This window comes from Sphingomonas melonis DAPP-PG 224 (assembly GCF_000379045.1).
Lineage (GTDB): Bacteria > Pseudomonadota > Alphaproteobacteria > Sphingomonadales > Sphingomonadaceae > Sphingomonas > Sphingomonas aquatilis.
This window is the reverse complement of sequence record NZ_KB900605.1, coordinates 2,982,939-2,996,404: the sequence shown is the minus strand read 5'-3', so window position 1 is coordinate 2,996,404 and position 13,466 is coordinate 2,982,939. Positions and strand designations below refer to the sequence as shown.

Below are 13,466 nucleotides of genomic sequence, written 5' to 3'. Positions count from 1 at the left end.
TTTTGGTCCGGGGTCATACCGATCGGGTATCGATGGGCGTCGGTAGGTGCCATCGCTTCGCGATTGGAACGAGGTGCCCGAACGGCGGACGGAAGCAACCCGATCTTAACGCCAGGCGCCTACATCTGATGCATGATCAAGCTGAAAACATTGTTCAGGCGCAACGTCCGACCGTCGGTTCCGCGGCGCGACGGTGAGGAGGCATTCTATCGCGCGCTCGCGGAACAGGCTTGTGATGTGATTGCGCATGTCGGCCCGGACGATCGTATCGACTATATTTCGCCGTCGGTGGAGACATTGCTGGGCTGGCTGCCCGAAGCGTTCATCGGGAAGGACGTCCTCGGTTCCGTGATCGAGGAGGATCGGGCGAGGGTCGCGGAGACGATCGTCAAGCTGAAGTCGGGCCAGGTTGCCGACGCGTGGACACAAGCCCGCGTACGCCGCGCCGACGGAAGTACCGTCTGGATCGAGACGACGGCGCGTCTGGATGCCGCGGGAGACGGTTCGGCCGTCCTCGTGCTGAGGGATATCACCACACGCAAGCAACTTGAGGAAGAGCTCGCCAAGCTGGCTCTGCAGGACGCACTGACGGGGCTTGCGAACAGGCGGTCGTTCGATCAGGCCCTCGAGCGTGAATGGGACCGGACCGTTCGCGAGGAAGGCCAGATGGCACTGCTCCTCATCGACATCGACCAGTTCAAGCTGTTCAACGACGAATATGGCCATCAGGCAGGAGATGACTGCCTGCGGAGCGTGGCGACCTGCATTCGCTCCCAGCTTTCCAGATCGACGGATACAGCCTTTCGTTACGGTGGTGAGGAGATGGCGGTGGTTCTGGGCGGCACCGGCCGCGAAGGCGCCATGGAGGTCGCCTTGCGGTTGCGGCAGGCTGTCATCGCCCTCTCGATCCCGCATGCGCGCAGTTCGGCTGCCCGGCATGTGACAATCAGTATCGGTGTCGCGACTGCGGTATCACGGGATGGCGGGTCCATGCGGATGCCGGAAGGTCTTCTCCAAGCAGCGGATCACGCGCTTTACCGGGCAAAAGCCGAGGGGCGAAACCAGGTGTCGGAAGCGCTGCTCTTCGCACCAGCACGGAACGGCCACGCAGCCGTTTGAACGGGATTCCTCATGGTGTCGCGCGGTTTTGGAAAGATTCCGACGCAACCCTGTATCGAGAGATGCAGTTCGCTTTGAGAGCCGGCGGGCGTGCTGCGCGCCGGGACGGAAACTCCTCTCAATCGCCGGCCAGGCCTGAGCGGCAACGATCGTCAGCGCCGGAAAAGGGCGGGCGGAGGCTGACGAGCATAGTCGCTTCCGGCAAAACGAAACGGACAAGCCGAGAACGACAATCCGCAAAAAAAGGCCACCCGAAGGTGGCCGAAGTATTAGGAGAGGATGTCTGAAAGGCCCACCTCTCATGCTGTCTCTCCGTCTATTGTGCAATTGCGAAACATGCACCCGCAGATGCCGATGCGGCACTATGCTAAAAATGATAGCATGATCATACCTAGATAGAATAGCGCCAAAACGCCAGATTTGACTTTACAAAATCCGGCTCATGCTACCGAACGATCCTGATTGCACATTTTATAACCAGGATATCTCCGTTACGACTATTTAACGGCGACCACCGCAGCGACTGCACTTTCCCAGCCTTGTCCGATTGCCGACCTCGACATTGCCGTCAGGAGGTCGACAACGGGTTCAATCCGACTGGATCAGAAGGGATAAGCCGGTGGCGCGCTCTTGATCGTGACCCACTGCCAGTCCGTGAACAACTCCCAATTGGCGGGTCCCCCGATAGAAGTACCGTTGCCCGAGGCGCCGATCCCTCCAAAGGGGTTCACGACATCGTCGTTGACCGTCTGGTCGTTGATATGCAGCAAGCCGGCGTGCAGGCGCTCGCCGAGTGCGAGCGCGCGACCGACATCCCGCGAAATGACGGCCGCCGATAGGCCATATTCCGTGTCATTGGCGAGCGCCACCGCTTCGTCGTCGCTTTCGAACGGCACGAGGACCGCGACCGGTCCGAAGATTTCCTCGGTGAAGGCCGTCATTGTGTGGCTGACCCCCTTGAGTACGGTCGGCGCAAGGAACAGTCCTTCCGACGTGCCGCCAGCGAGAATTTCCGCCCCCTCCGCCACCGACGTCTCGAGCACCGACAACGCGTGATCGAGCTGCGGCTGGTTGATGATCGGCCCAAGCGCGACGGTTCCGCTCATCGGATCCCCGACCGGCAACGCCCGGGCTTTTTCCGCGAGCTTTGCCGCGAAATCCTCGATGATCGATTTCTGAACGAGGATACGGCCTGCAGACATGCAGATCTGGCCCTGATGAAGATAGGCGCCCCAGGCGGCATTCCTGAGCGCCAGCTCCATGTCGGCGTCATCGAGAATGATCAGCGAATTCTTGCCGCCCAGTTCGAGCGAGACCTTCTTGAGGTGTTTGCTCGCATTCTGCCCGACCATCCGGCCGGCGTTGGTCGAGCCGGTGAACTGGATCATAGCGATGTCGGGATTGCTGCACAGGGCTTCTCCCGCATCGCCCCGGCCGGGAAGGACCTGGAGCACGCCGGCGGGCAGACCCGCGAGCTCGAATAGGCGTGCAATCACGAAGCCGCCGCACACCGCCGTGCGTGGGTCGGGCTTGAGTACCACCGCGTTGCCGACAGCCAGCGCCGGCGCGACGGCGCGCATCGCGAGGTAGAGCGGGAAATTGAACGGCGCGATGATCCCGACGACGCCGAGCGGGCGGCGCTTGGCGAGGCTGGTGCGTCCCGCCTCGCTCGGCAGCACGAGTCCTTGCGCCTCATAAGGCATGCCGCCTGCCAGCTGGATCGCCTTCAGAGACAGACGAAGCTCGAACTCGGCCTTGGCGCGGACGGAGCCGCTCTCCCGCATGATCCATTCGACGATCTCGTCCCAGTGTGCGTGACCGGCCTCGACCGCCTTCGGGAAGACCCCCGCACGCTGGTCCGGGCTGGTCGCAGCCCACGCCTTCTGGGCCTTGCGGGCAGAAGCAGCCGCGGTCGCGATATCGGCGGTGTCGGCCATTCCGATCTTGCCGATCACCTGGCCTGTCGCGGGCTCGATCACGTCGGCCACCGCCGGTCTCGCTGTCCATTCCCCGTCGAAGATGGAACCGCTCAGATGGTTTTTTGTCAGAAATTTTGTCGTCGTCATAATGCATCTCCGATTGTCGAGGTGGCAGGCGGAAGGCGCTCGCTGAGGGATTCCGGTGCCGTGGTGTTGCATGAATTGAGAAAGCGGATGATCGTAGTCGCGAGCGCTTCCGGCGCTTCAAGCGGCGCGAGGTGCGCGGCGTGGAGATGGGCTGTTTGCGCCCGGGGGATTGCCTCGGCAATATGTTGCCCATGTCCCTCGAACGGCGTCGACGTGTCGAGATCGCCGGCGACCACCAAAGTCGGAGCCTCGATTTCCCGAAGCCGCCAATAGATGTCCATGTCGCGGATCGCGGCGGCGCAGCCGGCATAGCCATCATTCGACATGCGACGCAGCCCCTCGGCAATATAATCGCTGGCATCCGGGTCGGTCTTCCGGAATTCCGGAGCCAGGAAACGTCCCATGGCCAGGTCAAGGATCGCCTCGGTGCCTCCGTGGCGAACAGCCTGCACGCGTGCCGCCCAGGCGCTCGGGTCCATCGTTGCGGAGGTGCAGACCGGGATAAGCGCGTCGACCCTGTCCGCGTAATCGAGCGCCAGTCCCATAGCCATCATGCCGCCCAGCGAGACGCCGGCGACCGCGGTCCGCGCCACAGCCGCATCGTCGAGCACCGCGATGACATCATCGACCAGCATGTCGATGCTATAGTCTCCTCGAGGCGCCTCAGAACGGCCATGGCCACGTGTATCCATCCGCAACACATGGAAGCCGGCCAGATAGGGCAGGACCCGATCCCACAGATGCAGATCGGTTCCAATCGAATTGAGGAGGAGAAGCGGCTGACCTCCAGTATCGCCGGCCGTCTCCCAATGGATGCTGACGCCGCGTCTCACGGTTGTCGCCATGAACTTAGTCCTTCTGCGATCCGGAAGCTCGGAATGATTGCGAACCGATCAAGACGAGGACCGCCAGCCATCGTCAGTCGTGATCCGGGCGCGATCGGGAAAGATCGTGCGCGGCGGCGCAACGGTGCACTTCGGTATGCGATACGACCCTTCAGCGGGAAGCGCTTTTTGCCATATCGGACCGGGAAGGGCCACTCGGCGGTATGTTTCGGTCTGGCGGGAATCGCCTCTGTGGATACGATTGTTCTCATAGATATTCCAAACTTCAGAAGCGTGCAGCTCGCGGGCTTTGGGTGCGCCACGCGAGCTGCAGCGGAAGGTAAGCGGGCGGCGCCATTTTCATGGCATCGCCCCTGAGTCATTCCCAGGGGGAGGGGGATGAGAACGACTCCTTGTACCAACCTCACTTACTGATGCCGGCTGCCGCCGGCACGCGAGCGACATGGCGAATGCCGGCCGCTAACGAAAAGACCATTTCGGTAACCGGCCAAACCGTTTTGATATCGCCCACCCTGAAAGCGACTGGTTCGAGGCAGCCCGCCGTTCGGTCATGCACTCACAAACCGGATCGGGTTCTCGATCGGGGCGTCCATGACGCTAGCCGAAAGATTGGCGCGGGTCTGGTGTTGTTTCGATCAAGACCTGCACATGTTTTCCGGCCATTCGCCATGGACGCTGACTAAAAGATTTTGGCGATGCGGATCTGGGCCCGTATTGCCTCACGGAACCCGCCCTCAACATGAACCATGTGGCCCGCGCTACCCTCGACCTGCAGACCCGGCGCGACGAACGTCTGCACGGCGAAGCGGATTTGCTGGTTTTCGGTCTTCGTGCCGTTGTAGAGTCCACCGACATATTGGCGGCCACCCCAATAGCCGGCATAGCCGATCGACGCTGACGTCTTGGGCGAGAGAGTGTAGCGGCCCCAGATCTGCATGGCGTCCGTGCGATGTTGCGTCAAAGTCTGCCTTTCAGCACCATAGTCGCCATTATGGCCATACCATGTCATGTCGCCATAGGCTTCGAGCGCGAACCGACGCGCAATACCCTGCACGATGCCGACCTGCATGTCATATGTGTAGCGGTTGCCGCCGATATTGGCGGCTTTGTTGTGGCTATAGGTCCCGGTTGGTATAGAGACGATGGGCGAGAAGCCCACATAGGTGCCGTGCACGGGATCGTCATGATGCACGAGCCACAAGGTCGCGAATGGCATGATGTCGCCGATTCCGCTTGAACTCCGTAGCCTCTGACCGGCCGCACGGCCGGTGTAAATCGCGCCGAACGGCACGATGATCTGCGGGTCGGCAATGAACGGACCTATCTTCACGAAGTGAACGAAACGGACGAGCCCGATGCTTGACCGGAGTTCGGTGCCATCTCCGAGCAGGCCCACGCCAGGCACCTGGATCGCATCACGATCCGTGTAGGTGCCGTACAACAGCAACATGTTGGTGCCAGGCTTCAAAGCGACGTAGTCGCCAGGATCCACATCGACTGCCGCCGCCGGGCTAGCCACAGCGGCTGCAAGCAAGAAGAACAATCCGCTACGGCGCCAGCCCATCGATCCCTCCCTGGATATCGGGTTATTCAATGACCAGGCCAAGCGATCGAAGCAAAAACCTTTATGGTCTGCGCGCTATACCCGTTCGGTATCGCCGCGCGGCGGCCTTCGACAAATCCGCCGCGCAACTTCCAGCCGCGACGCCTCATGATACCCTCGCGATATAGCAGGTTATCGATAAGGTATTTCGAATGGGGCAGCGGTGCTTCTAATGCGAAATGCGCCTGCCGATTACACCGTCAACGGGTCAGACGCGGTCAGCATAGGGTTCGCGCTCGGAATACCAGCCCGCGCTCAGGCTGGCAGGCAGTCGCGTGGATTGTCCGTGGTCGCTGGGGCGACCGCGAGTATGGAAGACTGAGAATGTCCAAGGAAAGCTACGACTTCGTGATCGTCGGCGCTGGTGCAGCCGGCTGTGTGGTGGCGAGCTACCTGGCCGAGCACACCGAAGCGTCGATCGCACTTATTGAGGCGGGCGAGACTGATCGCGATCCGTTCATCCACATCCCCGCGGGCTTCGCCAACATCCTCATCCATGACCGGCACGTGTGGAAGTATGAGACGGTGCCGCAGCATGGGACCGTCCGCGCCTATCGCGCGGGCAGGGTGCTCGGCGGTGGGTCGTCGATCAACGCGATGTGCTACGTTCGCGGCCAGGAGCGCGATTATGATGCCTGGCAGGACGCCGTTGGCGACACCGGCCGTTGGTCCTATGCGGACCTCCTCCCGTTTTCATGGCGCAGGAGGATAATGACACTTTCCACGACGACTATCACGGCATCAATGGCGGGCTGTCGGTCCAATTGCCCAAGGGCATCAACAAGCTGAACCAATATTGCCTGAAGGCATTCCAGGAATATGGCCTTCCCTACAATCCTGATTACAATGGCAAGAGCCAGATCGGAGTCTCTCCGGTCCAGTCTACGGTCGGCAACCAGCGCCGGTGCAGCGCGGCCGACGCCTATCTGCGACCGCATCTCGCCTCGGGCCGGGTAACGCTCCTCACCGACAAGACCGTCACGCGCATCCTGATCGAGAACAAGCGTACCGTGGGCGTCGAACTCCATGGGGCGACTCCGGAAGTTATCCTGGCGGGAGAGGTGATCCTTTCGGCGGGCGCGATCCAAAGTCCGAAGATCCTAATGCACTCAGGCGTCGGGCCGGCTGAGCAGCTGCAACAGCATGGCATTCCGGTCATTGTCGATTCTCCAGAAGTTGGCGAGAATCTCCAGGATCATCCGATCGTCCCCGTGCGCGCCTATGTGAAGGGCGATCTCGGCTACCAGATGGCGGCGCAAGGCCTCGGAAGCATGAAGGCCGGTCTGCGCTACCTCGTCACCAAGGACGGCCCGGCGTCGGGTAATGGCATCGAGACGGTGTCCTACTGGAATCCTGCCGACGTCACGGCCGCACCCACCATCCAGTGCTATCATGTTCCGATCATCTCGGCAGACGGTTTGAGTCCGACAGGCGATCGCGCCGGCATCACCTTCGAGCTCGTCGTCCTTCAGCCGAAAAGCCGCGGCTCGATTCGCCTGGCGGATGGCGATCCGACCTCGATGCCGCTCATCAATCCGAACTTCATCGGCGAGGAGGAGGATCTGAAGGCCGCCATCGCATCCGTCCGCGCGATTCGTGAAGTAATGCGCCAGGAGTCGCTCGCGCCCGTGATCAAGGAAGAGATTGAGCCTGGTCCGCAAGCGCAGACGGACGCGGAGATCGGCGAGTGGGTCAAACGCGTCGCCACGACGATGTGGCATCCGGTCGGCACCTGCCGGATGGGGGCGGACGAGCGGGCCGTCGTCGATGCGCGTCTGCGGGTACGCGGAGTTGAAGGTCTGCGGGTCATCGATGCGTCCATCATGCCGAACATCACGAGTGGAAACACCAACGCCCCCACCCAGGCCCTCGCACGCCATGCCTCTGCCATGCTGGTGGAGGACGTCTTGCACCGGTCTACGGGACAGGCTCCCAGCTCGGCGCAGTCTGCGGTCGTCTTTTCCGCCCGGACGTTGCCTGCCTGAAAATCCAGCATCGGTTTTGCGCCGGCAATCTGCTTCCTCCAGCCGATCACACATCATGACGGTACACGAAATCAAGTCGCCCTGCTGTGGTAGGCGCTGTCGATGTGGCAAATGACGAAGAGAACCCTCAACGCCGTCCCCACAAACCGCACAGGATCGGACGATCATCAGGAGGTGCTGTTGCGTGATCAGAAAAAATCGGCGGGTTAGTGGAGGATATCGAAGGTCTATCCTCTTCAAGCACACCAATGGTTTCCGATTTGAGCAGGGAACAGCTACGAGCGCCGTGGAGGCGCATGCGGTGGACATCGATAAGCCGATGACCTCGCCGGAAAAACTTTGCCCCGCGCAGAAGAACGACCGAGATGAGTGATGTAAGGTAACTCCTCGGCTCCTCGCCGACGGGCTCGGCGGGGCGAAGACATCCTCCCATTACGCCACCGCAACCGGAACAGCTTACGTGCCGCAAATCGCTTTAGACATGCACGGTTGGCTGGACAAACCGAACGTTCTGCCTCTCGGGCGACGATCAGTCGGCCTCCATTGCCAACCATTCCCTGAGAAGGGCGGTCGTTTCTTCCGGATGCTCCAGTGCCGCCATATGCCCGCAGTCGCGAATGATATGCATTACTGAACCCGCGATGTTGCCGTGGATTTCTTCCGCGTGTTCGGGCGGCGTAATCCGATCCCCATCGCCAGCGACGATCATTGTGGGGACCGCGATGCTGCCGAGGAGACCGGTCGAGTCGGGCCGGTTCATGATTGCCTGTTGCTGCCGAAGAAAAGCCTCTCCGCCCACGCGTTGGGCCATTGCGCGCATTTCGTCGGCAACGGTCCCTTCGACATGACTTGGATGCACAAGACTGTTCAGCAAGCGGCGAGTGACGCCCAGAAACTTGCCCCGCTGAAGGGATTCGATGCCGGCGTGGCGCTGAGCGATCCGCTCCGGCGTGTCGGCGCGCGCGCTTGAGTTGAAAAGGGCCAGACGACGTACACGGTGAGGCGCCCTGCGCATTATATCGAGCGCTACATAGCCGCCCATCGAGAGGCCGGCCAAGGAGAAGCGGGGCGGGGCTGCTGCAAGTGTCCGTAGCGCCATGTCGCCGACGTTGTCGTCCAGGGTGAGGTCTGCGATCATCGGCGCGACGACGTCAGAGAGCGCACGCACCTGGCGGCGCCAGAGCGATTGGTCGCACAACAAACCGGGCAGGAAGACGATCGGCTCGAATGATCCCGGATGCGTCGATCGGGAAGGGGAGGGCGGCGGTTGTTCCAGACTTTGCGCGTAAACCATGGTGCGTGACATATTGACGATCTCCTGCATCAGCAGGTGAGCTTGTCGTCGTCATCAGTCCAATACGCGTTGGGTGTGGTCTTAATAGCCTTTGAGCATGATATGGAATTGCGGCAGAACTTTACTTTCCTTGCTATTACGGAAGGAGGGCATTTTACCCGGGTGACGGGCCTTCCGGAACGAGATGACATAACCGCCATACTGTCGTCACCATTCGACATCGTCCCCTTGATCAACCTAGAACATCATCGAGCGCTTCATCGCCGGGAAACTCTAACCCGGGTGGTCCGGAGAACGGTGTCGGATCACCCATAGGTGGCGTCCATGCACGATACTCGCTATCTGAATTCGAAGCTGATTTTGCAGCCAGACGCAGCGATCGGACATCGGAAGCAAGCGCAGGAAGACTTTCAGTATTCCAGAGATCAAAATGCTTCAACCACAAACAGCCGATTTGGGCGGTTTCGCCCGTGTGTTCATGACCGGGAGCAAAGCGACGTTCGGCTCCGCCCTGATCTCCTGGTGCAACGCGTTAATGATCGTGCCAGCAATCCCGGCGCGGCAGTCGCCATGAAAAAATATCAGGCGTACCCCTATGTCCGGGCGAGGCGCTCGATGATCGGGCATTCGGGCCGAACATCGCCATGACAGGCTTTGGCCAATTCGTTCAGCGCCGCCCTCATTGCCTCAAGCATGGCGGCCTTGCGGCCAAGCTCCTGGGCACGCGCCAATGCCAGCGCCTTAACATCCCTGCTCGATCGCCCTCGGTCCTGCCACAAGCCGAGGAGGGAGCGGATTTCCTCGATCGGGAAACCAAGGTCACGGGCATTGGCGATAAAACGGAAGCGATGAACGTCCGCGTCCGAATAATCGCGATAGCCGCTGTCCCGCCGCACCGGCGGCGGGACGAGACCGACCTTCTCGTAGTGACGGATCATTCGCTGCGACACGCCGCTTGCCTGCGCGGCCTGCCCAATGTTCATGGTTTGCCTCTGTCGAGCCGCACGACGTTGAGCCGCAGCGCATTGGTGACCACCGTGAAAGAGGAAAGGGCCATGGCGGCACCCGCGAACATGGGCGACAGCAGGATGCCTGCTACCGGATAGAGCACACCTGCCGCGACCGGCACGCCAATACCGTTGAACAGGAACGAGAAGAAGAGGTTCTGGCGGATGTTGGCCATGGTCGCGCGGGCGAGCCGGCGCGCCCGGACCATTGCCGCGAGATCACCCTTCGTCAGGGTCAGTCCGGCGCTCTCGATGGCGACGTCGGTGCCTGTACCCATCGCGATCCCCACATCCGCCGCGGCGAGCGCCGGCGCGTCGTTGATGCCGTCGCCCGCCATGGCGACGCATCTGCCATTTGCCTTCAGCTCAGCGACGATGCGCGCCTTGTCGTCGGGTTTGAGATCTGCATGGACCTCGTCGATGCCGCCGATCGCGTTTGCGACCGCCTCGGCCGTGCGGCGGCTGTCCCCGGTCAGCATGACAATGCGCAGGCCCTCCTCATGAAGCGCGGCGAGGGCCTCGCGTGTCGATGCCTTGATCGGATCGGCGACCGCAATCAGACCTGCAGCCTTCCCGTCGACAGCGACGAACATGACGCCAGCTGCGCTCGCCCGATGGCTTTCGGCCGCAACATTGAGCAGCGAGATGTCAACGCCGACCCTGTGCATCTGTGCGGCGTTGCCGATTGCGATCGCGTGCCCGCCGACGGTCCCGCTGATTCCCGTGCCGGTTTGCGATCCGAAATCGTCGACGTCATCCAGAACGAGCCCACGATCACGCGCCCCTGCGACGATCGCCACGGCAAGCGGATGCTCGGAACGCTGCTCCAGAGCGGCAGCAAGCGCCAGCACCTCATCGGCTGCGAAGCCTTGGGCGGGGTCGATCGCTACGAGCTTTGGCTTACCCTCGGTGAGCGTGCCGGTCTTGTCGATCACCAGCGTATCGACGCCGTCGAGGGCTTGCAGCGCCTCGGCATTCTTGACCAGCACGCCGGCCTGCGCGCCGCGTCCGGTGCCGACCATGATCGACATCGGCGTTGCGAGGCCCAGCGCGCATGGGCACGCGATGATGAGGACGGCGATTGCGTTGAGCAGCGCGTGGCCGAAGCGCGGCTCCGGCCCGACCAGGCTCCAGACGATGAAAGTCGCGATCGCCACCAGCACAACCGCAGGGACGAACCAGCCGGCGATGCGGTCGGCCACAGCCTGGATCGGTGCGCGACTGCGCTGCGCTTCTGTCACCATCGCGACTATGCGCGCCAAAACGGTGTCCGAACCGATCGCCTGTGCTTCCATGACGAGGCTGCCGGTGCCGTTGACCGTGCCGCCGGTGACCGCCGCGCCGGCCGCCTTGGGCACCGACGCCGGCTCGCCGGTAAGCATCGATTCATCGACGGACGAGCGTCCGTCCGTCACGACGCCGTCGACCGGGATCGACTCGCCTGGGCGTACACGCAACCGCTCCCCTTTAGCGATGTCCGCCAACGGCACGTCGCTCTCGGTCCCATCGGAGCCGATGCGCCGAGCTGTCTTAGAGGCTGTTTGGGAACGGTAGCGGAATGAGGTTGGACGATCGGGCTTCGGTGTGATTCCAGAGGGTTGCGACACCTATTCTGGAGTGACCGATGTGGAGCCCGACCGCCCGCGCGCAGCATAGCCGCGCTGGCCTGCGCTATGGAAGCGATCTTACCGATGCCGAGTGGCGGCTGATCGAGCCGCATCTGCCATCACCTCGACCATGCGGACGACGTCGCCGGTGGTCGATGCGCCGGATCATTGAGGCGATCCTGTACGTGCTGAGGTCCGGCTGTCCCTGGCGTCTCCTGCCCGATAGTTTTCCGCCGTGGGGCACCGTGTATGGCTGGTTCTCCGAACTGCGCGACGCAGGCGTGTTCGAGAGCCTGAACCACCATCTGGTCCAGCGCGATCGTGCCCGCCTCGGTCGCCCGCCTTGCCCATCGGCCGCCGTGATCGACAGCCAGAGCGTGAAGACCACCGAAGCGGGCGGGCCGAAAGGCTACGATGCCGGCAAGAAGGTCATGGGGCGCAAGCGTCACGCCATGGTCGATACCGATGGCCGCGCCCTCGAACTGCTCGTTCACCCGGCCGACGTGCAGGATCGCGATGGCGCGGTGCCGCTCCTGCGGCAGTCACGGCGGCGGCATCCCTTTGTCGAGCGCGCCTTCGCCGACAGCGCCTACAACAGCGCGCGCGTCGCTGACGCCACCTCCATCACCATCGAAATCGTCCGCAAATTCGCCGACCAGAACGGCTTCGTGGTCCATCCGAGACGGTGGGTGGTCGAGCGCACCTTCGCCTGGATCAACCGAAACCGGCGGCTGACCAAGGACTTCGAACGATCCCTTCGCTCCGCAACCGCCTTCCTCTACGCCGCCGCAGCGCTCGTCCTCGTCAGACGTCTCGCTCGTTACGCATGAGATTCAAAACGGGCTCTTAGGCGCGAGATTGAGCAGAGCGCGAATGGCGCGGCCGGTGGATGCGCGCGCCCGTAACTCCAGGACCTGGCCGAGCAACACGAGCGCGACGACGACGCCCGCCGCTTCGTAGTAGATCGGGACCATGCCACCGTGCCCGCGGAATGCGTCCGGGAAGATACCGGGTGCGAGGGTGGCGACGAGGCTGTAGAGGAACGCGGCGCCGACGCCGATCGCGATCAAAGTGAACATATTATAGTGGCGGCTCTTCAGCGAGGCCCAGCCGCGCTCGAAAAAGGGCCGTCCACCCCACAGCACGATCGGCGCGGTGAGCGCGAGTTGCGCCCAAGGCGACCAGCGCATGGGCACAAGGTGCAGCCCAACCATTTCACCCCCCATCGAGAGCAGCAGCAGCGGTGCCGCGAGAATGCCGCTCACCCAGAGGCGGCGGGTGAAATCGACCAGTTCGGGGTTCGGCCCTTCGTTACCGTTTTGCTCGACGGGCTCCAGCGCCATCCCGCAGATCGGGCAGGTGCCAGGGCCGTTGCGACGGATCTCGGGATGCATCGGGCAGGTCCACATCCCGGAAGCCGATGCGGCGGGGGCGGGCGGCGATTGCGGCGTCAGATATCTTGCGGGATCGGCAACAAATTTTGCCCGGCATCCCGCGCTACAAAAGTGAAAGGTTGCGCCATCTCGTTCGGCATGGTGCTGTGTCTTGCGGGGATCCACGCGCATTCCGCAGACAAGATCCTTCACCTCGCGCGCAGGCTCGGCATGCGGGGAGCAATCGCTGTCATGCCCATGATGATCGTGCATCGCCTTTCTCCTTTGTCGTAGGAAATAAGGTCTGACATCATGTCAGGGTCAAGTGGATGTCGCCTTCGAGTTGTGTCCTGTAAAAGGAATGTTGTGCCGCCCCCCCCAACTGATCGCCGATATAGGGGCGACGTGGGAGCGTGCATGTTCGCAGAAGGCTGCCAGGAGAGGTGATGTCCTCCGCTCAACCCAGGACGATGAGGAGGGCCGACCAATGTCGACACCCTGTCCTGCGTCACTCGGTCAAGCGTGCGCTCATTGCCCACGGGGCCTTGCTCGCGACCCCGACGGGCG

The 13,466-nt window shown here is 62.2% G+C and carries 9 protein-coding genes and 2 pseudogenes; 4 read left to right on the top strand and 7 right to left on the bottom strand.

Annotated features, from left to right (window positions below):
* Positions 1–132 precede the first annotated feature (132 nt).
* Positions 133–1,119, top strand: a complete 987-nt coding sequence (locus tag SPHME3_RS20160; protein ID WP_018250942.1) for a sensor domain-containing diguanylate cyclase — start codon at positions 133–135, stop codon at positions 1,117–1,119.
* 602 nt (positions 1,120–1,721) lie between these two features.
* Here the strand turns inward: SPHME3_RS20160 and SPHME3_RS0114500 are convergent.
* From SPHME3_RS0114500 to SPHME3_RS0114490, 3 genes are all read right to left on the bottom strand, one after another.
* A complete protein-coding gene (locus SPHME3_RS0114500) occupies positions 1,722–3,185 on the bottom strand; it encodes a benzaldehyde dehydrogenase (RefSeq protein WP_051076126.1) in 1,464 nt (487 codons plus the stop codon).
* Positions 3,182–4,030, bottom strand: a complete 849-nt coding sequence (gene pcaD, locus SPHME3_RS20155; protein ID WP_081614866.1) for a 3-oxoadipate enol-lactonase — start codon at positions 4,028–4,030, stop codon at positions 3,182–3,184. Before pcaD ends, SPHME3_RS0114500 begins: the two co-directional genes overlap by 4 nt.
* Before the next feature lie 679 nt (positions 4,031–4,709).
* Complete coding sequence (locus SPHME3_RS0114490; RefSeq protein WP_081614865.1) at positions 4,710–5,594, bottom strand: transporter; 885 nt, start codon at positions 5,592–5,594, stop codon at positions 4,710–4,712.
* Positions 5,595–5,957: 363 nt separating this feature from the next.
* On the opposite strand from SPHME3_RS0114490, the gene SPHME3_RS21605 reads away from it, so the two are divergent.
* Both SPHME3_RS21605 and SPHME3_RS0114480 read left to right on the top strand, forming a co-directional pair.
* Positions 5,958–6,422, top strand: a complete 465-nt coding sequence (locus SPHME3_RS21605; RefSeq protein ID WP_026189105.1) for a GMC family oxidoreductase N-terminal domain-containing protein — start codon at positions 5,958–5,960, stop codon at positions 6,420–6,422.
* Complete coding sequence (locus SPHME3_RS0114480; RefSeq protein ID WP_231376760.1) at positions 6,329–7,618, top strand: GMC family oxidoreductase; 1,290 nt, start codon at positions 6,329–6,331, stop codon at positions 7,616–7,618. The genes SPHME3_RS21605 and SPHME3_RS0114480 overlap by 94 nt, the downstream gene beginning before the upstream one ends.
* A 529-nt stretch (positions 7,619–8,147) precedes the next feature.
* Here SPHME3_RS0114480 and SPHME3_RS0114475 read toward each other — a convergent pair.
* The 3 genes and pseudogenes from SPHME3_RS0114475 to SPHME3_RS20150 all read right to left on the bottom strand — a co-directional run.
* Positions 8,148–8,942 (bottom strand): alpha/beta fold hydrolase, encoded by a 795-nt coding sequence (locus tag SPHME3_RS0114475; RefSeq protein WP_018250937.1) that lies wholly within the window; start codon positions 8,940–8,942, stop codon positions 8,148–8,150.
* Positions 8,943–9,505: 563 nt separating this feature from the next.
* Complete coding sequence (gene cueR, locus SPHME3_RS0114470; RefSeq protein ID WP_018250936.1) at positions 9,506–9,895, bottom strand: Cu(I)-responsive transcriptional regulator; 390 nt, start codon at positions 9,893–9,895, stop codon at positions 9,506–9,508.
* A pseudogene (locus tag SPHME3_RS20150) lies at positions 9,892–11,457 on the bottom strand (copper-translocating P-type ATPase); the annotation flags it as partial. The gene cueR and the pseudogene SPHME3_RS20150, both read right to left, overlap by 4 nt.
* 86 nt (positions 11,458–11,543) lie before the next feature.
* Between SPHME3_RS20150 and SPHME3_RS0114460 the strand changes: the two are divergent.
* Positions 11,544–12,356 carry an IS5 family transposase gene (locus tag SPHME3_RS0114460; protein ID WP_037476622.1) on the top strand — a complete coding sequence of 271 codons (813 nt, stop codon included), beginning with the start codon at positions 11,544–11,546 and terminating at the stop codon, positions 12,354–12,356.
* Between the two features lie 12 nt (positions 12,357–12,368).
* On the opposite strand, the pseudogene SPHME3_RS0114455 reads toward SPHME3_RS0114460, so the two are convergent.
* Positions 12,369–13,172: pseudogene (locus SPHME3_RS0114455) on the bottom strand (YHS domain-containing protein); the annotation flags it as partial.
* Positions 13,173–13,466 lie beyond the last annotated feature (294 nt).

Coding starts and splice junctions, on each gene's coding strand:
- SPHME3_RS20160 (WP_018250942.1), top strand. CDS start 133: ATGATCAAGCTGAAAACATTGTTCAGGCGCAACGTCCGACCGTCGGTT.
- SPHME3_RS0114500 (WP_051076126.1), bottom strand. CDS start 3,185: ATGACGACGACAAAATTTCTGACAAAAAACCATCTGAGCGGTTCCATC.
- pcaD (WP_081614866.1), bottom strand. CDS start 4,030: ATGGCGACAACCGTGAGACGCGGCGTCAGCATCCATTGGGAGACGGCC.
- SPHME3_RS0114490 (WP_081614865.1), bottom strand. CDS start 5,594: ATGGGCTGGCGCCGTAGCGGATTGTTCTTCTTGCTTGCAGCCGCTGTG.
- SPHME3_RS21605 (WP_026189105.1), top strand. CDS start 5,958: ATGTCCAAGGAAAGCTACGACTTCGTGATCGTCGGCGCTGGTGCAGCC.
- SPHME3_RS0114480 (WP_231376760.1), top strand. CDS start 6,329: ATGGCGCAGGAGGATAATGACACTTTCCACGACGACTATCACGGCATC.
- SPHME3_RS0114475 (WP_018250937.1), bottom strand. CDS start 8,942: ATGCAGGAGATCGTCAATATGTCACGCACCATGGTTTACGCGCAAAGT.
- cueR (WP_018250936.1), bottom strand. CDS start 9,895: ATGAACATTGGGCAGGCCGCGCAGGCAAGCGGCGTGTCGCAGCGAATG.
- SPHME3_RS0114460 (WP_037476622.1), top strand. CDS start 11,544: ATGTGGAGCCCGACCGCCCGCGCGCAGCATAGCCGCGCTGGCCTGCGC.